This window comes from Chelativorans alearensis (assembly GCF_010993735.1).
GTDB lineage: Bacteria > Pseudomonadota > Alphaproteobacteria > Rhizobiales > Rhizobiaceae > Chelativorans > Chelativorans alearense.
In genome coordinates this window covers 326,356-340,281 of record NZ_WQNI01000002.1, presented here as the reverse complement: position 1 = coordinate 340,281, position 13,926 = coordinate 326,356, and the positions used below count along the sequence as shown (strand labels likewise).

Here is a 13,926-nt window from a genome sequence, read left to right as displayed (position 1 = left end):
AGAGCGCAAACACAGCCCTCAAGGTGAGCTTGTCGAACCACGAGGGCGGGACGCCGCGCGCCGGGACTGCTTCACATAATCCTGCCCGCACCGCACAATCGCATCCTGCGCCATCTCGGGCGGGCTCCATGCAAAAACCCGCATGAAATCGGACGGATCGAGCGTCAGATCGTCCAGCAGCGCCGCCATCATCTTCTGCCTGCCGGTCAGATGCCCGGCCAGCCGCAAGAGGCTTGGGGGAACGGGCAAGAGCCGTCTTGGCCGTCCCATCCCCGTCCTGAGCAGCGCGAGTATCTCGCGGAGCGATACCTGCTCCCGGTCCGCGACTTCGTAGGCCCCGCTGCCGATACCGCGCAGCCCCGCCTCCGCCGCAACGGCGATCGCGTCACAAAGGTTTCCCACCGAGCACAGGGAGCGGCGGTTGGCGACCAGCCCGAAGGGCAAAGGCGCGCCCGAGGCCGCGAGGCGTTGCAGGCGTCCCCAGTTGCCCGGCGCCTCGTGTCCGTAGACGAGCGGCGGGCGCAGCGCGATCCCGGCCTTGCCCTTCGCCCCGGCAAAACGCCGCACGTGCCCCTCGCCGGCCTGTTTCGAAAGCCCATAGGCGTTGACGCCCTCGCGCGCGGCAATGCTGCTGATAAAAACGACCGCGCGCACGCCGGCAGCCGCGCACGCCTCGATAAGCCGCGCCGTCCCCGCGTCGTTGACCGCGAAATACTCTGCCTCGCGCGCATCCTCCCGATGCGCCACCCCGGCAAGGTGGATAACCGCCTCGACCCCGGCAAGCACCGCCTGCCAGTCGGTCGCCGCGCCGATCCCGCCAACCGCGAAGAAGCGCTCCGCCCCCGTGCGCGGGCGCCTGCCCGCCTCCACGACCTCATGGCCCCGCGCCGCCAGCAGCGGCACGAGATGGCGGCCGATGAAGCCGGAAGCGCCGGTGACGAGCACTTTCGCCATGGAACTTGCCCTCGCTGGTTGGCCGCGTGTACGTTTTCTCGGCAGAAGAAGGTAATAAGGCTTATTTCAATTTCGTCACAATTCCGTTTAGAGTCTCGGCCAGTCTCAGGCGGAGGTCGGGCGATGGATTGTACTTGGTGCCCCCGGAGCGGGCGATGTAGGCTACACTCATGCCGGGCAGCGCTCCGTGCCCGCAACACGATCCGCCCACACGGCCTAACGAACTCGAGGGACATATGGCCTTGCTGAAATCGTTGGGAACGGACGGTCTCACCGCCGAGGAGAGATACGATCCGCGAAGCCTTTCCAGCCCTCATGTTTTCCTCTATTCGATGCTGATCTTCCTGGCGATCGCCGGCTTCGTGGCGGCAATCCTCTATCGCCAGATCTCTTCAGCGTTCCAAAGCAACCCGGGACTTAACGGGCTCATTCTCGGCGTGCTCGCGGTCGGCATCCTGCTGGCCTTCGCGCAAGTCATCAGGCTGTTTCGCGAGGTACGCTGGATCAACTCGTTCCTGGCCGGAACCGAAGCGACGGAGCCGGTTCTCCTCGCCCCCATGAAGGCGCTGTTGAGCCGCTCTTCCGCCATGGCGCTGTCCACCAGCTCCATGCGCTCCATCCTCGATTCCATCGCCACCCGCCTCGACGAGAGCCGCGACATCTCGCGTTATCTGATCGGCCTGCTCGTCTTCCTCGGCCTGCTCGGCACATTCTGGGGCCTGTTGCAGACCATCAGCTCCATCGGCGACACGATCCAGTCGCTCGATCCGGGCTCGGGCGATGCCAACGACATCCTCGATTCGCTGAAGGCGGGGCTGTCGGCGCCGCTGGGCGGCATGGGAACGGCCTTCTCGTCCTCGCTCTTCGGCCTCTCTGGCTCGCTCGTCCTCGGCTTTCTGGATCTGCAGGCCGGCCGCGCCCAGAACCGCTTCTACACCGAACTCGAGAACTGGCTGTCCACCGTCACCGATTTGAGCTCCGACCTTACCGAGAGCGCCAAGAACGGCTCGTCGGAAGAGCTGCGCGCACTGGCGGAAAAGTTGCGCGCCGTGCAGGAGACGGGGGGCAGCAACCCGCGCACCGCCGCCGCCATGGCCTCGCTCGCCTCGGGCATTTCCGGCCTGGTGAAGAACATGCGCCAGGAGCAGCAGATGATGCGCGACTGGGTGGAGGCGCAGGCCGAGGATCAGAAGGCGCTGCGCGAAACGCTCGACAAGATCGCCGCCTCCTTGAAGAAACGGGAAAATAACTGATGGCGCTGGCACGCGCGCGTCGCCGTGAGAGAGCAGTCGACTACTGGCCTGGCTTCGTTGACGCCATGGCCACGCTGCTGCTTGCCATCATGTTCCTGCTGTCAGTGTTCGTGTTGGCGCAGTTTTTCCTCAGCCAGGAGATCACCAGCCGGGACGCCGTTCTCGACCGTCTCAACGCACAGGTGAACGAGCTGACGCAGCTCCTTGCGCTGGAGCAGGCCAATTTCCAGGATGCCGAGGACCAGCTTGCCAGCCTGCGCGCCTCGCTGGCCGATGCCGAGGCCGAGCAGTCGCGCCTCGAGCAGCTTCTGGCGAGCGACACCGGCCGCAGCGAGGCGGCCCAGCAGCAGATCGGCACGCTCACCGGCGAGCTCGAAGAAGAGCGCCAGGTCAGCCAGCGCGCCCTTTCCCAGGTGGAGCTCCTGAACCAGCAGATCTCCGCGCTGCGCCAGCAGATCGGCGCCCTCGAAGCCGCGCTCGACGTATCCGAGCAGCGCGATGTCGAAGCCAAGGCCAAGATCGCCGATCTCGGCCGCAGGCTCAACGTGGCGCTGGCTCAGCGCGTGCAGGAACTGAACCGTTACCGCTCCGACTTCTTCGGCCGCCTGCGCGAGATCCTCTCCGACCGCGAGAACATCCGCATCGTCGGCGACCGCTTCGTCTTCCAGTCGGAGGTGCTGTTCGCATCCGGCGCCACGGAGATCAACGAAAACGGCCAGGAGGAGATGCAGAAACTCGCCGGCGCCATCCTCGACCTGCAAAAGGAGATCCCGCCGGAGATCGACTGGGTGCTGCGCGTCGACGGCCACACGGACAACGTGCCGCTGTCCGGCACCGGGCGCTATCGCGACAACTGGGAGCTTTCCACGGCGCGCGCCACAGCCGTCGTGAAATTCCTGATCGAGAACGGCGTGCCGTCGGACCGGCTGGTCGCCGCCGGCTTCGGCGAGTTCCAGCCGCTCGATGCCGCCGACACGCAGGAAGCGCGTGCCAGGAACCGCCGTATCGAGCTGAAGCTGACAGAAAAGTGAGCCGCTTCCCCTTTCCAACGGCTCCAATTAATCTGGCCGAAACGGAGGGGGAATCATGGCCGACGATGCCGACGCAATCGTCATCGGGAGCGGGCTTGCCGGTCTGACGGCAGCGGCGGAGCTGGCGGACGCCGGCAAGCGCGTCCTCATTCTCGAGCAGGAAGGCGAGAATTCTCTGGGCGGCCAGGCCTTCTGGTCGCTCGGCGGGCTCTTCATGGTCGACAGTCCCGAGCAGCGGCGCATGCGCATCCGCGACAGCCGGGAGCTGGCGCTTCAGGACTGGATGGGCTCCGCCGGCTACGATCGCGAGGAGGACCGCTGGCCGAGAACGGTCGCCGAAGCCTTCGTCGACTTCGCCGCCGGCGAGATGCGCTCCTGGCTCCATAAAATGGGCATGCGCTGGTTCCCCGTCGTGGGATGGGCCGAGCGCGGTGGGGCGCAGGCTCACGGCCACGGCAACTCCGTCCCCCGCTTCCACATCACCTGGGGCACCGGCCCCGGCGTTGTGGAACCGTTCGAGCGGCGGGTGCGCGCGCATGTCGGGCAAGGATTGGTCACGCTGAAGTTCCGCCACCGGGCGACCCGGCTCATGAAGGCGAAGGGCGCGATAACGGGTGTCGCCGGCGATATCCTCGAACCCTCCACCGTGAAGCGCGGCGAGAAATCCGGCCGCACCGTCATCAGTGATTTCGCCTTCAAGGCGCCCGTCGTCATCGTCGCTTCCGGCGGCATCGGCGGCAACCTCGATCTGGTGCGCAAGAACTGGCCCACGGACCGCCTGGGCCCGCCGCCCAAATCCATGGTCTCCGGCGTACCCCATCACGTCGACGGCAGGATGATCGAGATCGCCAGAAAGGCGGGAGCGGCCACCGTCAACACCGACCGCATGTGGCACTATACGGAAGGCGTCAAGAACTGGTCGTCCATCTGGCCGGGCCACGGCATCCGCATCCTGCCCGGCCCCTCCTCCCTATGGTTCGACGCCCGCGGCAACCGCCTGCCCGCCCCCTGTCTCCCCGGCTTCGACACACTGTCCACGCTGCGGCACATTCTTTCGACCGGCTACGATTATTCCTGGTTCGTGCTGACCCAGAAGATCATCGAGAAGGAGTTCGCGCTTTCGGGCTCCGAGCAGAACCCGGACCTGACCTCCAAGAGCTGGCTCCAGGTGCTGAAAAGCCGCCGCGGCAAGGGCGCGCCGCCGCCCGTCGAGGCTTTCAAGGAAAAGGGCGAGGATTTCATCGTCCGTGACAATCTTCGCGACCTGGTGGCGGCGATGAACGCGCTTGCCGGCGACGGCCTGCTCGACTATGCCCACATCGAGGCACAGATCTCCGCCCGTGACCGCCAACTCGAAAACCCGTTCGCCAAGGATGCGCAGATCATCGCCATCCGCGGCGCCCGCGCCTATCTGGGCGACCGTCTCATCCGCACCGCCAAGCCGCACAGGATCCTCGACCCGCGAAACGGCCCGCTGATCGCCGTGAAGCTCCACATCCTGACGCGGAAGACGCTGGGCGGGCTGCACACGAACCTCGACGCGCAGGCGCTGGATGCTCAAGGCGAGCCGGTGCCTGGCCTCTATGCCGTGGGCGAGGCTTCAGGTTTCGGCGGCGGCGGTTACCACGGCTATAACGCGCTGGAAGGAACCTTCCTCGGTGGCTGTCTCTTCTCGGGCCGCAACGCCGGCCGGCATGCCGCGAAGGCGCTGTAGGCGCTACTCCGCCGCGCCCTTGAAGACATCCGCACCCGCTTCGAACTGCAGGCTTGCAAGCCGTGCATAGATCCCGCCCCGGCCGACCAGCTCGGCGTGCGTGCCTTCCTCTACGATCTTTCCATCCGTCATCACCAGGATGCGGTCGGCTTTCAGGATCGTCGCCAGCCGGTGCGCGACGACGATGGTGGTCCGCCCCTCCATCAGCCCCTCCAGCGCCTTTTGCACCAGTGTCTCGCTTTCGGCGTCGAGCGCCGAGGTCGCCTCGTCGAGAAGCAGGATCGGCGCATCGCGCAGAATGGCCCGGGCGATCGCCAGCCGCTGGCGTTGCCCGCCCGACAGCATCACCCCACGCTCGCCCACCTGCGTATCGTAGCCGTCTTCAAGCGCCACGATGAAATCGTGCGCGAGCGCTGCCCGTGCCGCCGCCTCCACCTCCTCCCGGCTCGCGCCCGGCCGGCCGAAGGCGATGTTTTCCGCCGCGCTCTCGGCGAACACCGTCACGTCCTGCGGCACGATGGCGAGCCGCCCGCGCACCGCTTGCGGATCCGCCGTCCTTATGTCGATGCCGTCGACCAGCACCTGACCTTCGACCGGGTCGTAATAGCGCAGAAGCAGCGAGAAGATCGTGCTCTTGCCCGCGCCGGACGGTCCGACGATGGCCACCGTCTCGCCTGGCGCGACATCGAAAGACAGCCCGTGCAATGCCGAGCGCTCCGGCCGGGAAGGGTAGGAAAAGTCCACATTGCGGAAGGAGACGGCACCGCGCGGCGGCGACGGCATGGCGACAGGCGCCTCCGGCGCGGCAATCGCCGGCTCCTCGTCCAGCAGCTCGCCCATGCGCTCGGCAGCGCCCGCCGCCTGTGAAAGCTCGCCCCACACCTCAGACAAGGCGCCCAGCGACCCGGCCGCCAGCACCGCATAGAGCAGGAACTGGCCGAGCGTGCCGGCGGTCATGGTGCCGGCAAGGACGTCATGCGAGCCGACCCACAGCACCGCGACCACGGAGGTGAAGGTGGTGAAGATGGCGAAGAAGGTAAGGAAGGAGCGCGCGAAGATGGAGGAGCGCGCCGCCGCGAACGCCGCCTCCACCGCCGCGCCGAAGCGCGCCCTCACGCTTTTCTCGCTGGTGAATGCCTGCAGCACCCGCACGGCGCCGATCTGCTCGCTCGCATAGGCCGTCGCCTCCGCCAGCGTGTCCTGCGCGCGCCTCGCTCGCCGCCGGACCGAGCGGCCGAAAGCGACAAGCGGCAGGACGATGAAAGGGATGGCAACGACAACCAGCAGCGAAAGGCGCGGGCTCGTGATCGCCATCATCGCCACTGCACCCAGCCCCATGATGGTGTTGCGCAGCGCCAGCGAGGCGGTTGCGCCGACGGCGGATTTGATCTGCGTGGCATCGGCCGTCAGCCGCGACACGATCTCCCCCGACTGCGCGCGGTCGAAGAAAGCCGGTGAAAGGCGCGTGACATGGGCAAAGACATCGCGCCTCAGATCGGCCACCACCCGCTCGCCGAGCGTAACGACGAAATAGTACCGGCAGGCCGATGCCACCGCCAGGACGGCGGCCACGACAATCAGCATGGAGAAATAGTTGGCGATGAAGGTGCTGTCGGCTTCCGAAAAACCGTGGTCGATCATCCGCCGGACAGCGAGTGGCAGCGTCAGCGTGGCGGCCGCCGCCAGAAGCAGGAACAGGCAGGCGCCGACGACGAGACCGCGGTAGCGGCCCACATACGGCGCCAGGCGCCAGAGCGGATGGAGCGAGCGCCTCGCCTTCCCGTCCGATCCCGCACTGATCTCTGCCATGACATGCCCCTCCGGCCCCCGTCGAAGATTCGAACGGTGCCGGCCTTGTGTCCATCGGGCGCCTGATGTATAGGCACGCGAACCTTTTCGAAGCCGTAGCGGTCAATGGCCGCGGCTTCAAGTTTTCAGCATGGGCGAGATTGCCGCAGCGCAAGTGCAGCGCCTAGATGCGGACGCAGATTCAGGACAGACCGATGAAAACCGACATTCATCCCAACTACCACATGATCAAGGTCGTCATGACGGACGGCACCGAATTCGAGACGCGCTCGACCTGGGGCAAGGAGGGCGACACGCTGCACCTCGACATCGACCCCACCACGCACCCCGCCTGGACCGGCGGCGCGCAGACGCTGGTGGACCGCGGTGGCCGCGTCTCCCGCTTCAAGAAGCGCTACGAGGGCCTGGGTATCTAAGCCCTGCCTTCACGGACGGAAAACGAAAAAGCCCGCCTAACGGCGGGCTTTTTGTTATCCGGCCGCGGGGCGCTCTTTGTCTAGATGCCCCATGTCGCGTTCGGGATCGATCAGATCGCGCACGCGCCGCTTGAGTTCGGCCGCGTCGGGAAAGCCGCCGTCGCGCTTGCGCTCCCAGATGAGTTCGCCGTCGCAATGGACTTCGAAGATGCCGCCGGTGCCGGGCTTCAGCGTCACCTCAGCCAATTCCGTGGAGAAGGTGGATAGGAGTTCCTGTGCCATCCAGCCGGCGCGCAGCAGCCAGTGGCACTGGGAGCAATAGGCGATGGTCACGCGGTGATCGGTCATGCCCATCTCCTCAGGCTGCGCTCAGTTTGGCGAGGGTCTCGTCGTCGACCTCGAAGTTGGCGTAGACGTTCTGCACGTCGTCGTCGTCCTCAAGCGCGGCGATAAGCCTCAACACGGACTGCGCGCGATCCTCGTCCACCGGTGTGCCGGTCTGCGGCCGCCACACCGCCTTTATTGATTCCGCCTCGCCGAGCGCCTTTTCCAGTGCCGTGGTCACCTCGCCGATATCCTCGAATACGCAGGTGATCACATGGCCGTTGTCGTCCGACTGCACGTCCTCGGCGCCGGCCTCGATCGCCGCTTCCATCACCTTGTCGGCGTCGCCGGCCTTCGCCGGATAGACGATCTCGCCCACCCGGTCGAACATGAAGGACACCGAGCCGGTCTCCCCCAATGACCCGCCGGCCTTGGTGAAGGCGGCGCGCACGTTGGAGGCGGTGCGGTTGCGGTTGTCGGTAAGCGCCTCGACGATCACGGCCACGCCGCCGGGCCCATAGCCCTCGTAGCGCACTTCCTCGTAGTTCTCCGCGTCGCCGCCCGTGGCTTTCTTGATGGCCCGTTCGATATTGTCCTTGGGCATGGACTGGGCCTTGGCGTTCTGCACGGCAAGCCGCAGACGCGGGTTCATGTCCGGGTCGGGCAAGCCGGACTTGGCGGCGACGGTGATTTCGCGCGCCAGCTTGGAAAAGACCTTCGACTTGGCCGCGTCCTGGCGGCCTTTGCGGTGCATGATGTTCTTGAACTGGGAATGGCCGGCCATGGGGCTCCTTCGTCGGAATATTCCTGCGCTTTCACGGATTGGCGGCCTTATAGTGAAATTGGCCGGCAACGTCCAGAAGGCGCAACGGCGAGCGTCCTCACGCAATGGTTACGGCGCCCTCCGTGGCGGGAGGCGCTATCATCGGTTAGGATGCCGGCCTTGTCGATCCCGGGAGATGCCGATGTCCGCCTTCCGCCTGATTGCCTCCATGTTCGCCTTTCTGCTGATGCCGCTTACCGCCCATGCGCAGGAGACGCGGCCCAGCACCTGCCTCGCCATGGCCGAGGCACTGCCCAATGTGACCTTCGTCAGCCTCCAGCCGGCAGCCGGCGAGGAGGTGTCGATCACCTATGCCGGCCATTCCACATATGTCATCGAAACGCCGGCCGGCGTGAGGATCGCCACGGACTTTTCCGGCGCCTACGGCACGCGCCCCACGCCGCGCGTGGTCACCATGAACAAGGCGCACTCCACCCATTTCACGTCCGCTCCCGATCCGGCGATCGAGCACGTGCTCCAGGGCTGGAACCCGGATGGCGGGCCGATCGAACATTCCCTGCTGGTCGACGACGTCTACATCCGCAACGTGACGACCGATATCAACCGCTTCGGCGTGATGGAAAAAGACGGCAACTCGATCTTCATCTTCGAGGTGGCCGGCCTGTGCATCGGCCATCTGGGCCACCTGCACCATCGCCTTGAAGACTCCCACTATGCGGCGATTGGCCGGCTCGACGTGGTGATGGTGCCGGTGGACGGCGGGCTCACCATGTCGCTCGACGGCATGAGCGAGATCGCCCGGCGGCTGTCGTCGTCGGTCATACTGCCGATGCACCGCCACGCCACGCCGCTCGACGCCTTCACCCGGCGCATGGGCGAGGGCTTCGACCTCGACTTCCGCGATTCACGCTCGCTCACCGTCTCGCTGACGACGCTGCCGCGCCGGCCGACAATTATCGTGCTCGAAGGGGTGTAGGTCTCACGCCTCTTCCTCCCGCATGGCCTTCTGGCGCACACGCTTGCGCCGCGCCAGCATGTTGAGCGCCTCGACCATCGCCGAGAAGCCCATGGCGACGTAGATATAGCCCTTGGGCACGTGGAAGCCGAAGCCGTCGGCGATCAGCGTCATGCCGATCATCAGAAGGAAGCCGAGCGCCAGCATGACGACCGTCGGGTTGGCGGCAATGAAGCGCGACAGCGGTTCGGCGGCCAGCAGCATTACCGTCACCGCACTGATGACGGCGATGAACATGATGGCGATCTCGTCGGTCATGCCGACGGCGGTGATGATGGAATCGATGGAGAAGACGAGGTCGAGCAGCAATATCTGCACAATCGCCCCGCCTATCGACATCGTCACCGCGCCGCCCATCATGTTTTCCTTCGGATCCCCCGGGTCCACCGAGTGGTGGATTTCCTTCGTCGCTTTCCAGACAAGGAACAGCCCGCCGGCGATCAGGATGAGGTCGCGCCAGGAAAAGCCGTGGTCGAAAAGCGTGAACAGCGGCGTGGTGAGCTGGACGATGTAGGAGATGGTGGCAAGCAGCGCCAGCCTCAGGATAAGCGCCGCACTGATGCCCAGCCGGCGGGCGAACGCCTGGCGCTCCTCAGGCAGCTTGTTGGTGAGAATGGAGATGAAGATCAGGTTGTCGATGCCGAGGACGATCTCCAGGACGACGAGGGTCGCCAGCGCGACCCAGGCCTCGGGATTTGACATGAATGCGAAGTGGGAAATGAGCCAGTCCATGGCGGCAACCGTCCTTCTTGATGAAAAGGCAAAAGCCTCGCACAGGTAGGGCCGCCTCCCACAGCCGTCAACGCCAGAAAGCGGGGATCGTCTCCTCCAGCCTCGGGCCCAGCCTGAGCGGCGCAATCTTTTCCGCAAGCCCCGTACGGTCGGAGATTTCCAGGCCGACGCCGCACAGCGTCGCAGGCCCCGTCGCCGCCTCGAAGCGCCCCTTGGGCACCTTGGCGATGAAGCGGTTGAGCGGCTCCTCCTTTTCCATCCCCAGCGAGGAATCGTAGTCGCCGCACATGCCGGCGTCGGAGATGTAGGCCGTGCCGCCATTGAGGATCTGATGGTCGGCCGTCGGCTGATGCGTGTGGGTGCCGATCACCGCGCTCGCCCGCCCATCGACGAAATGGCCGAAGCACATCTTCTCCGACGTCGCCTCGGCGTGAAAATCAATCAGCACGGCGTCCGCCTGCTCGCCGAGCGGGCATGCGGCAAGCTCCTCCTCGGCGGCGCGGAAGGGGTCGTCCAGATCGGGATGCATGAAGACGCGGCCCATGATGTTTGCCACCAGCACGCGGGCGCCGTTCCTGGCGATGAAAAGCCCGGAGCCCCGGCCCGGCGTGCCCTTGGGGAAGTTGGCCGGCCTTAAGAAACGCTCTTCGTAGGGGGCGAAGCTCAGTGCCTCGCGCTGGTCCCAGACATGGTTGCCCGTGGTCACCACATCGGCGCCGGCATTGAGCGTTTCGCGGAAGATCTCCTCGGTGATACCGAAGCCGCCCGCCGCGTTCTCGCCGTTCACAACCACGAAATCGAGGTTGAAGTCGGAGATCATGCCGGGCAGTTTTTGCCAAACCGCTGTGCGGCCGGTGCGCCCGACCATGTCGCCAAGGAAAAGAAGTCGCATTGCCCGCTCTTACAGGGATGGGGGGAAGCGGCGCAAGCCGCTTTCGGTGAGGATTTCCGGAATGACGACGTCATGCGTCTCGTCCGGCACCCGGGCCACCTCCTGGCAGTCGAAGGCGATGCCGATGAGGCGCGGCGCCGCGCCGTTCTCCTTGATGCGCGCGATCGCCCGGTCGTAATAGCCCGCGCCGTAGCCGATGCGGTGGCCGCGCCTGTCGAAGGCGGCCAGCGGCACCAGCATCAATTCCGGCTCCAGCACCGCCGCTTCCTCGCCCGGCCCTCGTGTGCCGAAGCCCATGTCGATGAGCGGCGCCCCGCGCACCAATTCGCGGAAGACGATGGTGGTCTTGTCGAGGATCGCCGGCAGGCAGAGCCGCGCGCCCCTGTCGGCGAGCGCCGCCATCAGCGGCCGCACATCGACCTCCGAGCGCATGGGCCAGAAGCCGGACACCACCGCTCCAGGCCTTGGCGCAATCTCCTCCACCCACGCGGCAAAGCCGAGCGAAGCCTCGACCCGCCACCTTGGATCGAGCGCATCGCGCCGCGCCAGCGCCTCGCCCCTCAACACCCTCTTCGTCTCACGTGCCGTCACTGCCATCCGCCGATCCTCTCAACGCCCGGGACAATAGGGGGCCGTTCGCTCGGCGGGAAGGCCGAGAGACGACATGCAGGCGAAGGAGGGCGACAGGGGAGAAGGGAAAAGATGCGATCCACGCAACCGATGGAATGTCGATCCCGGGAACCTACAAAGTAGGTGGGCGCCGTATAGCCAAGCCCACGAGCGAGGCCAGGGACAGCTCCCTTAAGGATCGATAAGGCCCCGGGGATATGATTTCCTGTCGCGAGGCGCAGACCGCAGACGCAATATAGGCCGGACGCAGGGGCCGCGCCAGTGGCAGGCGGTTGCAATCGGCGTTGTGAATTGGGGAGGGCGCGGCGATGGCGGCTCCACTCCCCTTCAACAAGTTCAGGATGGGGAGGGGATCCGCGAGCGCCCCGCCTTTCCTGGCGAAGGACGTGCCTATCCGTTGCCGCGCTTCATCCGAAGCCGGGCTATGTCAAAGAACCGGGAAGACGGGCGGCCTTCGTGTCGCCAGTCAATTTTTTTTCGCGACCCTCGGGCCGCCCGTCCGGCGTTCTTAAGTCTCCGCCCGTTCCGCTTCCACGAAGCCGGATCCGGAAGGCTTTGAGCCTTCCACGACAGGGCGCTCCGCGCCCCCGTCTCCCCGGCTCCCTTTTAAAGTGCACCGTCCGGCACGCGCCGCCCGTAGTGGCGGCAGGGGAACCCTTGGGCGGAGCCTCCCCGGGCCGGCCGCCACGCTAGCGGCCCGCCGGAGGCGCCGGCCCCTCCCCGCGAGACCGCCGTCGCGATCCACGTTCCCGCGGGAGGGACGGGCACAGGATAAGGGCGGCTTGGGCAGCGGGGATAAAATGCGCGGTTGGGGGGAGCAAAAAAATGATAAGCGATTGTTTTGGAACGAATGTTTTTTGAGGGTGCGGAAATTTATCCCCGCGCAGGCGAGGCATCGCCGGCTGAGGTGAAGGGTGCCGCCGCCACGCGCGTCATCCCTACCCCGCGCGGGCGGGTTGCGGGATTAAGCGGGAACGTAGGTCAACCTGATCACGTCTTCGCCCATCAGATCGCTGGCCACAAGGCGGAGCGGCGGCCGGGGACCGGCGAAGAATGGCTTGCCGCGACCAAGCACCACGGGGTGGAGGTAGATTCGATACTCGTCAACGAGACCAAGTTCGGTCAGGCTTCGCGCCAGGTCTGGTCCGCCGACTTGAATCTCCCCGACGCGTTGGGCCTTGAGCCTGCGTATCACCGCCTCCACGTCATCCGAGACAAGTGTGGCGTTGGCTCCGACCGACTTCAACGAGCGCGACACGACCCACTTGTGTTGCTCCCGCCACGCCGCCGCGAAGTCGCGTTCCTCCGCGTCCCACTCGGGATGATCCTCGTCCCAATAACGCATGACCTCGTACAAGCGGCGACCATACACGCTGCCGGTCTGCTCACGCGCCTGCTCTATGAAGTGGCGGAAGAGCGTGGGGCCTGGCGCAAACGCCATGTGGTCGACGTAGCCGTCCAAGGACTGGTTCATTCCGAAGACAAGCTTCGCCATGCTACAAAATCTCCATCCCAGGATCTTCAGAATAGCGTGAGCCGCCGTAACGCGGAAGTGAGGTTTTGGGCACAATAACCCGCAGTTGGGTCTACGCCACGCCCCGCCGGCCGACCTGGCGCCGCCCGGCGGGCTTTTGCGCCTCTGCTTCATCCCCCGCCGTCACGCGCTCTTCCGCCCCGCAGCCGAAGACGAGGTCGAGGAAGCCGACCAGCCATTGCTTCAGGTGCGTGTCCCAGATGAGGCGGCCGCCCAGATGGTCGCGGCCCTGCTGGGCGCCGGGCAGCACGAAGCGGTGTGCACCGTGCACCACCCAGCGCTGCATCATCGCCCGCGTCAGCTCGGCGTGGAACTGAATGCCCCAGGCGTTGCGGCCGTAGCGGAAGGCCTGGTTGGGATAGTGGTCGGCGGTGGCCAGAAGGGAGGCGCCTGCGGGCAGCGAGAAACCTTCGCGGTGGAACTGGTAGACCATCTCCGGCCAGTGCGTGAGCCGCCGCCCCTCCTCGGTGGCCTTGAGCGGATACCAGCCGATCTCCACCAGGCCATCGTCGTGGCTCTTCACCTGCCCGCCCAGGTGGTTGACGAGCATCTGCGCGCCGAGGCAGATGCCGAGAAAGGGCTTCTCCTCCTTGAGCGGCACGGAAAGCCATTCCGTCTCGCGCCGCACGAAGTCGTCATGGTCGTTGGCGCTCATCGGCCCGCCGAAGATGACGGCGCCCTCGTGCTCGGCAAGGGTCTCGGGCAGGGGATCGCCCAGGGGCGGGCGGCGGATATCGAGCGTGAAGCCGTTGCGCTGCAGAAGCTGGCCGACCCGGCCAGGGCTCGACATCTCCTGATGCAGCACGATCAGGATTTTCTTATCGGTCCCCCTGGCCAT

General features: G+C 65.9%; 14 protein-coding genes and 1 other RNA gene. 5 read left to right on the top strand and 10 right to left on the bottom strand.

Annotated elements, in window-relative coordinates; all coding sequences use genetic code 11:
* Positions 1 to 18: 18 nt before the first annotated feature.
* Complete coding sequence (locus tag GPJ75_RS04440) at positions 19 to 954, bottom strand: NAD-dependent epimerase/dehydratase family protein (RefSeq protein ID WP_163265511.1); 936 nt, start codon at positions 952 to 954, stop codon at positions 19 to 21.
* Positions 955 to 1,190: 236 nt separating this feature from the next.
* On the opposite strand from GPJ75_RS04440, the gene GPJ75_RS04435 reads away from it, so the two are divergent.
* From GPJ75_RS04435 to GPJ75_RS04425, 3 genes are read left to right on the top strand one after another with little or no spacing between them, the layout of a single operon-like run.
* Positions 1,191 to 2,207: a MotA/TolQ/ExbB proton channel family protein gene (locus tag GPJ75_RS04435; RefSeq protein WP_163265509.1), complete on the top strand. Its 1,017-nt coding sequence runs from the start codon at positions 1,191 to 1,193 to the stop codon at positions 2,205 to 2,207.
* Entirely contained in the window at positions 2,207 to 3,238 is a 1,032-nt protein-coding gene (locus tag GPJ75_RS04430) for a peptidoglycan -binding protein (RefSeq protein WP_163265507.1), read from the top strand. Before GPJ75_RS04435 ends, GPJ75_RS04430 begins: the two co-directional genes overlap by 1 nt.
* 55 nt (positions 3,239 to 3,293) lie before the next feature.
* Positions 3,294 to 4,952: an FAD-binding dehydrogenase gene (locus GPJ75_RS04425; protein WP_163265505.1), complete on the top strand. Its 1,659-nt coding sequence runs from the start codon at positions 3,294 to 3,296 to the stop codon at positions 4,950 to 4,952.
* A 3-nt stretch (positions 4,953 to 4,955) separates the two neighbouring features.
* Here the strand turns inward: GPJ75_RS04425 and GPJ75_RS04420 are convergent, their stop codons facing one another.
* A complete protein-coding gene (locus GPJ75_RS04420) occupies positions 4,956 to 6,761 on the bottom strand; it encodes an ABC transporter transmembrane domain-containing protein (RefSeq protein ID WP_163265503.1) in 1,806 nt (601 codons plus the stop codon).
* 194 nt (positions 6,762 to 6,955) lie between these two features.
* On the opposite strand from GPJ75_RS04420, the gene rpmE reads away from it, so the two are divergent.
* Positions 6,956 to 7,177, top strand: coding sequence for a 50S ribosomal protein L31 (rpmE, locus tag GPJ75_RS04415; protein ID WP_163265501.1), 222 nt, complete (start codon positions 6,956 to 6,958; stop codon positions 7,175 to 7,177).
* 54 nt (positions 7,178 to 7,231) lie between these two features.
* Here rpmE and GPJ75_RS04410 read toward each other — a convergent pair whose 3' ends face one another.
* Positions 7,232 to 7,531 (bottom strand): Rdx family protein, encoded by a 300-nt coding sequence (locus tag GPJ75_RS04410; protein WP_425482647.1) that lies wholly within the window; start codon positions 7,529 to 7,531, stop codon positions 7,232 to 7,234.
* Between the two features lie 4 nt (positions 7,532 to 7,535).
* Positions 7,536 to 8,285 (bottom strand): YebC/PmpR family DNA-binding transcriptional regulator, encoded by a 750-nt coding sequence (locus tag GPJ75_RS04405; RefSeq protein ID WP_163265497.1) that lies wholly within the window; start codon positions 8,283 to 8,285, stop codon positions 7,536 to 7,538.
* A gap of 181 nt (positions 8,286 to 8,466) precedes the next feature.
* On the opposite strand from GPJ75_RS04405, the gene GPJ75_RS04400 reads away from it, so the two are divergent.
* A complete protein-coding gene (locus GPJ75_RS04400) occupies positions 8,467 to 9,261 on the top strand; it encodes an MBL fold metallo-hydrolase (RefSeq protein WP_163265495.1) in 795 nt (264 codons plus the stop codon).
* Between the two features lie 3 nt (positions 9,262 to 9,264).
* On the opposite strand, the gene GPJ75_RS04395 is transcribed toward GPJ75_RS04400, so the two are convergent.
* The 6 genes from GPJ75_RS04395 to GPJ75_RS04370 all read right to left on the bottom strand — a co-directional run bounded on the left by GPJ75_RS04395 (position 9,265) and on the right by GPJ75_RS04370 (position 13,926).
* Complete coding sequence (locus GPJ75_RS04395; protein ID WP_163265493.1) at positions 9,265 to 10,032, bottom strand: TerC family protein; 768 nt, start codon at positions 10,030 to 10,032, stop codon at positions 9,265 to 9,267.
* A gap of 67 nt (positions 10,033 to 10,099) precedes the next feature.
* Positions 10,100 to 10,924, bottom strand: a complete 825-nt coding sequence (locus GPJ75_RS04390; RefSeq protein ID WP_163265491.1) for a TIGR00282 family metallophosphoesterase — start codon at positions 10,922 to 10,924, stop codon at positions 10,100 to 10,102.
* A 9-nt stretch (positions 10,925 to 10,933) separates the two neighbouring features.
* A complete protein-coding gene (locus tag GPJ75_RS04385; protein ID WP_163265489.1) occupies positions 10,934 to 11,521 on the bottom strand; it encodes a 5-formyltetrahydrofolate cyclo-ligase in 588 nt (195 codons plus the stop codon).
* Positions 11,522 to 11,626: 105 nt separating this feature from the next.
* Positions 11,627 to 11,781: non-coding RNA, 6S RNA (gene ssrS / locus GPJ75_RS04380), on the bottom strand.
* 737 nt (positions 11,782 to 12,518) lie between these two features.
* Positions 12,519 to 13,049, bottom strand: a complete 531-nt coding sequence (locus GPJ75_RS04375; protein WP_163265487.1) for a dihydrofolate reductase family protein — start codon at positions 13,047 to 13,049, stop codon at positions 12,519 to 12,521.
* Between the two features lie 91 nt (positions 13,050 to 13,140).
* Positions 13,141 to 13,926 carry a glutamine amidotransferase gene (locus tag GPJ75_RS04370; protein ID WP_163265485.1) on the bottom strand — a complete coding sequence of 262 codons (786 nt, stop codon included), beginning with the start codon at positions 13,924 to 13,926 and terminating at the stop codon, positions 13,141 to 13,143.

Coding starts and splice junctions, on each gene's coding strand:
- GPJ75_RS04430 (WP_163265507.1), top strand. CDS start 2,207: ATGGCGCTGGCACGCGCGCGTCGCCGTGAGAGAGCAGTCGACTACTGG.
- GPJ75_RS04395 (WP_163265493.1), bottom strand. CDS start 10,032: ATGGACTGGCTCATTTCCCACTTCGCATTCATGTCAAATCCCGAGGCC.
- GPJ75_RS04375 (WP_163265487.1), bottom strand. CDS start 13,049: ATGGCGAAGCTTGTCTTCGGAATGAACCAGTCCTTGGACGGCTACGTC.
- GPJ75_RS04410 (WP_425482647.1), bottom strand. CDS start 7,531: ATGGGCATGACCGATCACCGCGTGACCATCGCCTATTGCTCCCAGTGC.
- GPJ75_RS04385 (WP_163265489.1), bottom strand. CDS start 11,521: ATGGCAGTGACGGCACGTGAGACGAAGAGGGTGTTGAGGGGCGAGGCG.
- rpmE (WP_163265501.1), top strand. CDS start 6,956: ATGAAAACCGACATTCATCCCAACTACCACATGATCAAGGTCGTCATG.
- GPJ75_RS04370 (WP_163265485.1), bottom strand. CDS start 13,926: ATGGCCAGGGGGACCGATAAGAAAATCCTGATCGTGCTGCATCAGGAG.
- GPJ75_RS04390 (WP_163265491.1), bottom strand. CDS start 10,924: ATGCGACTTCTTTTCCTTGGCGACATGGTCGGGCGCACCGGCCGCACA.
- GPJ75_RS04435 (WP_163265509.1), top strand. CDS start 1,191: ATGGCCTTGCTGAAATCGTTGGGAACGGACGGTCTCACCGCCGAGGAG.
- GPJ75_RS04440 (WP_163265511.1), bottom strand. CDS start 954: ATGGCGAAAGTGCTCGTCACCGGCGCTTCCGGCTTCATCGGCCGCCAT.
- GPJ75_RS04405 (WP_163265497.1), bottom strand. CDS start 8,285: ATGGCCGGCCATTCCCAGTTCAAGAACATCATGCACCGCAAAGGCCGC.
- GPJ75_RS04420 (WP_163265503.1), bottom strand. CDS start 6,761: ATGGCAGAGATCAGTGCGGGATCGGACGGGAAGGCGAGGCGCTCGCTC.
- GPJ75_RS04425 (WP_163265505.1), top strand. CDS start 3,294: ATGGCCGACGATGCCGACGCAATCGTCATCGGGAGCGGGCTTGCCGGT.
- GPJ75_RS04400 (WP_163265495.1), top strand. CDS start 8,467: ATGTCCGCCTTCCGCCTGATTGCCTCCATGTTCGCCTTTCTGCTGATG.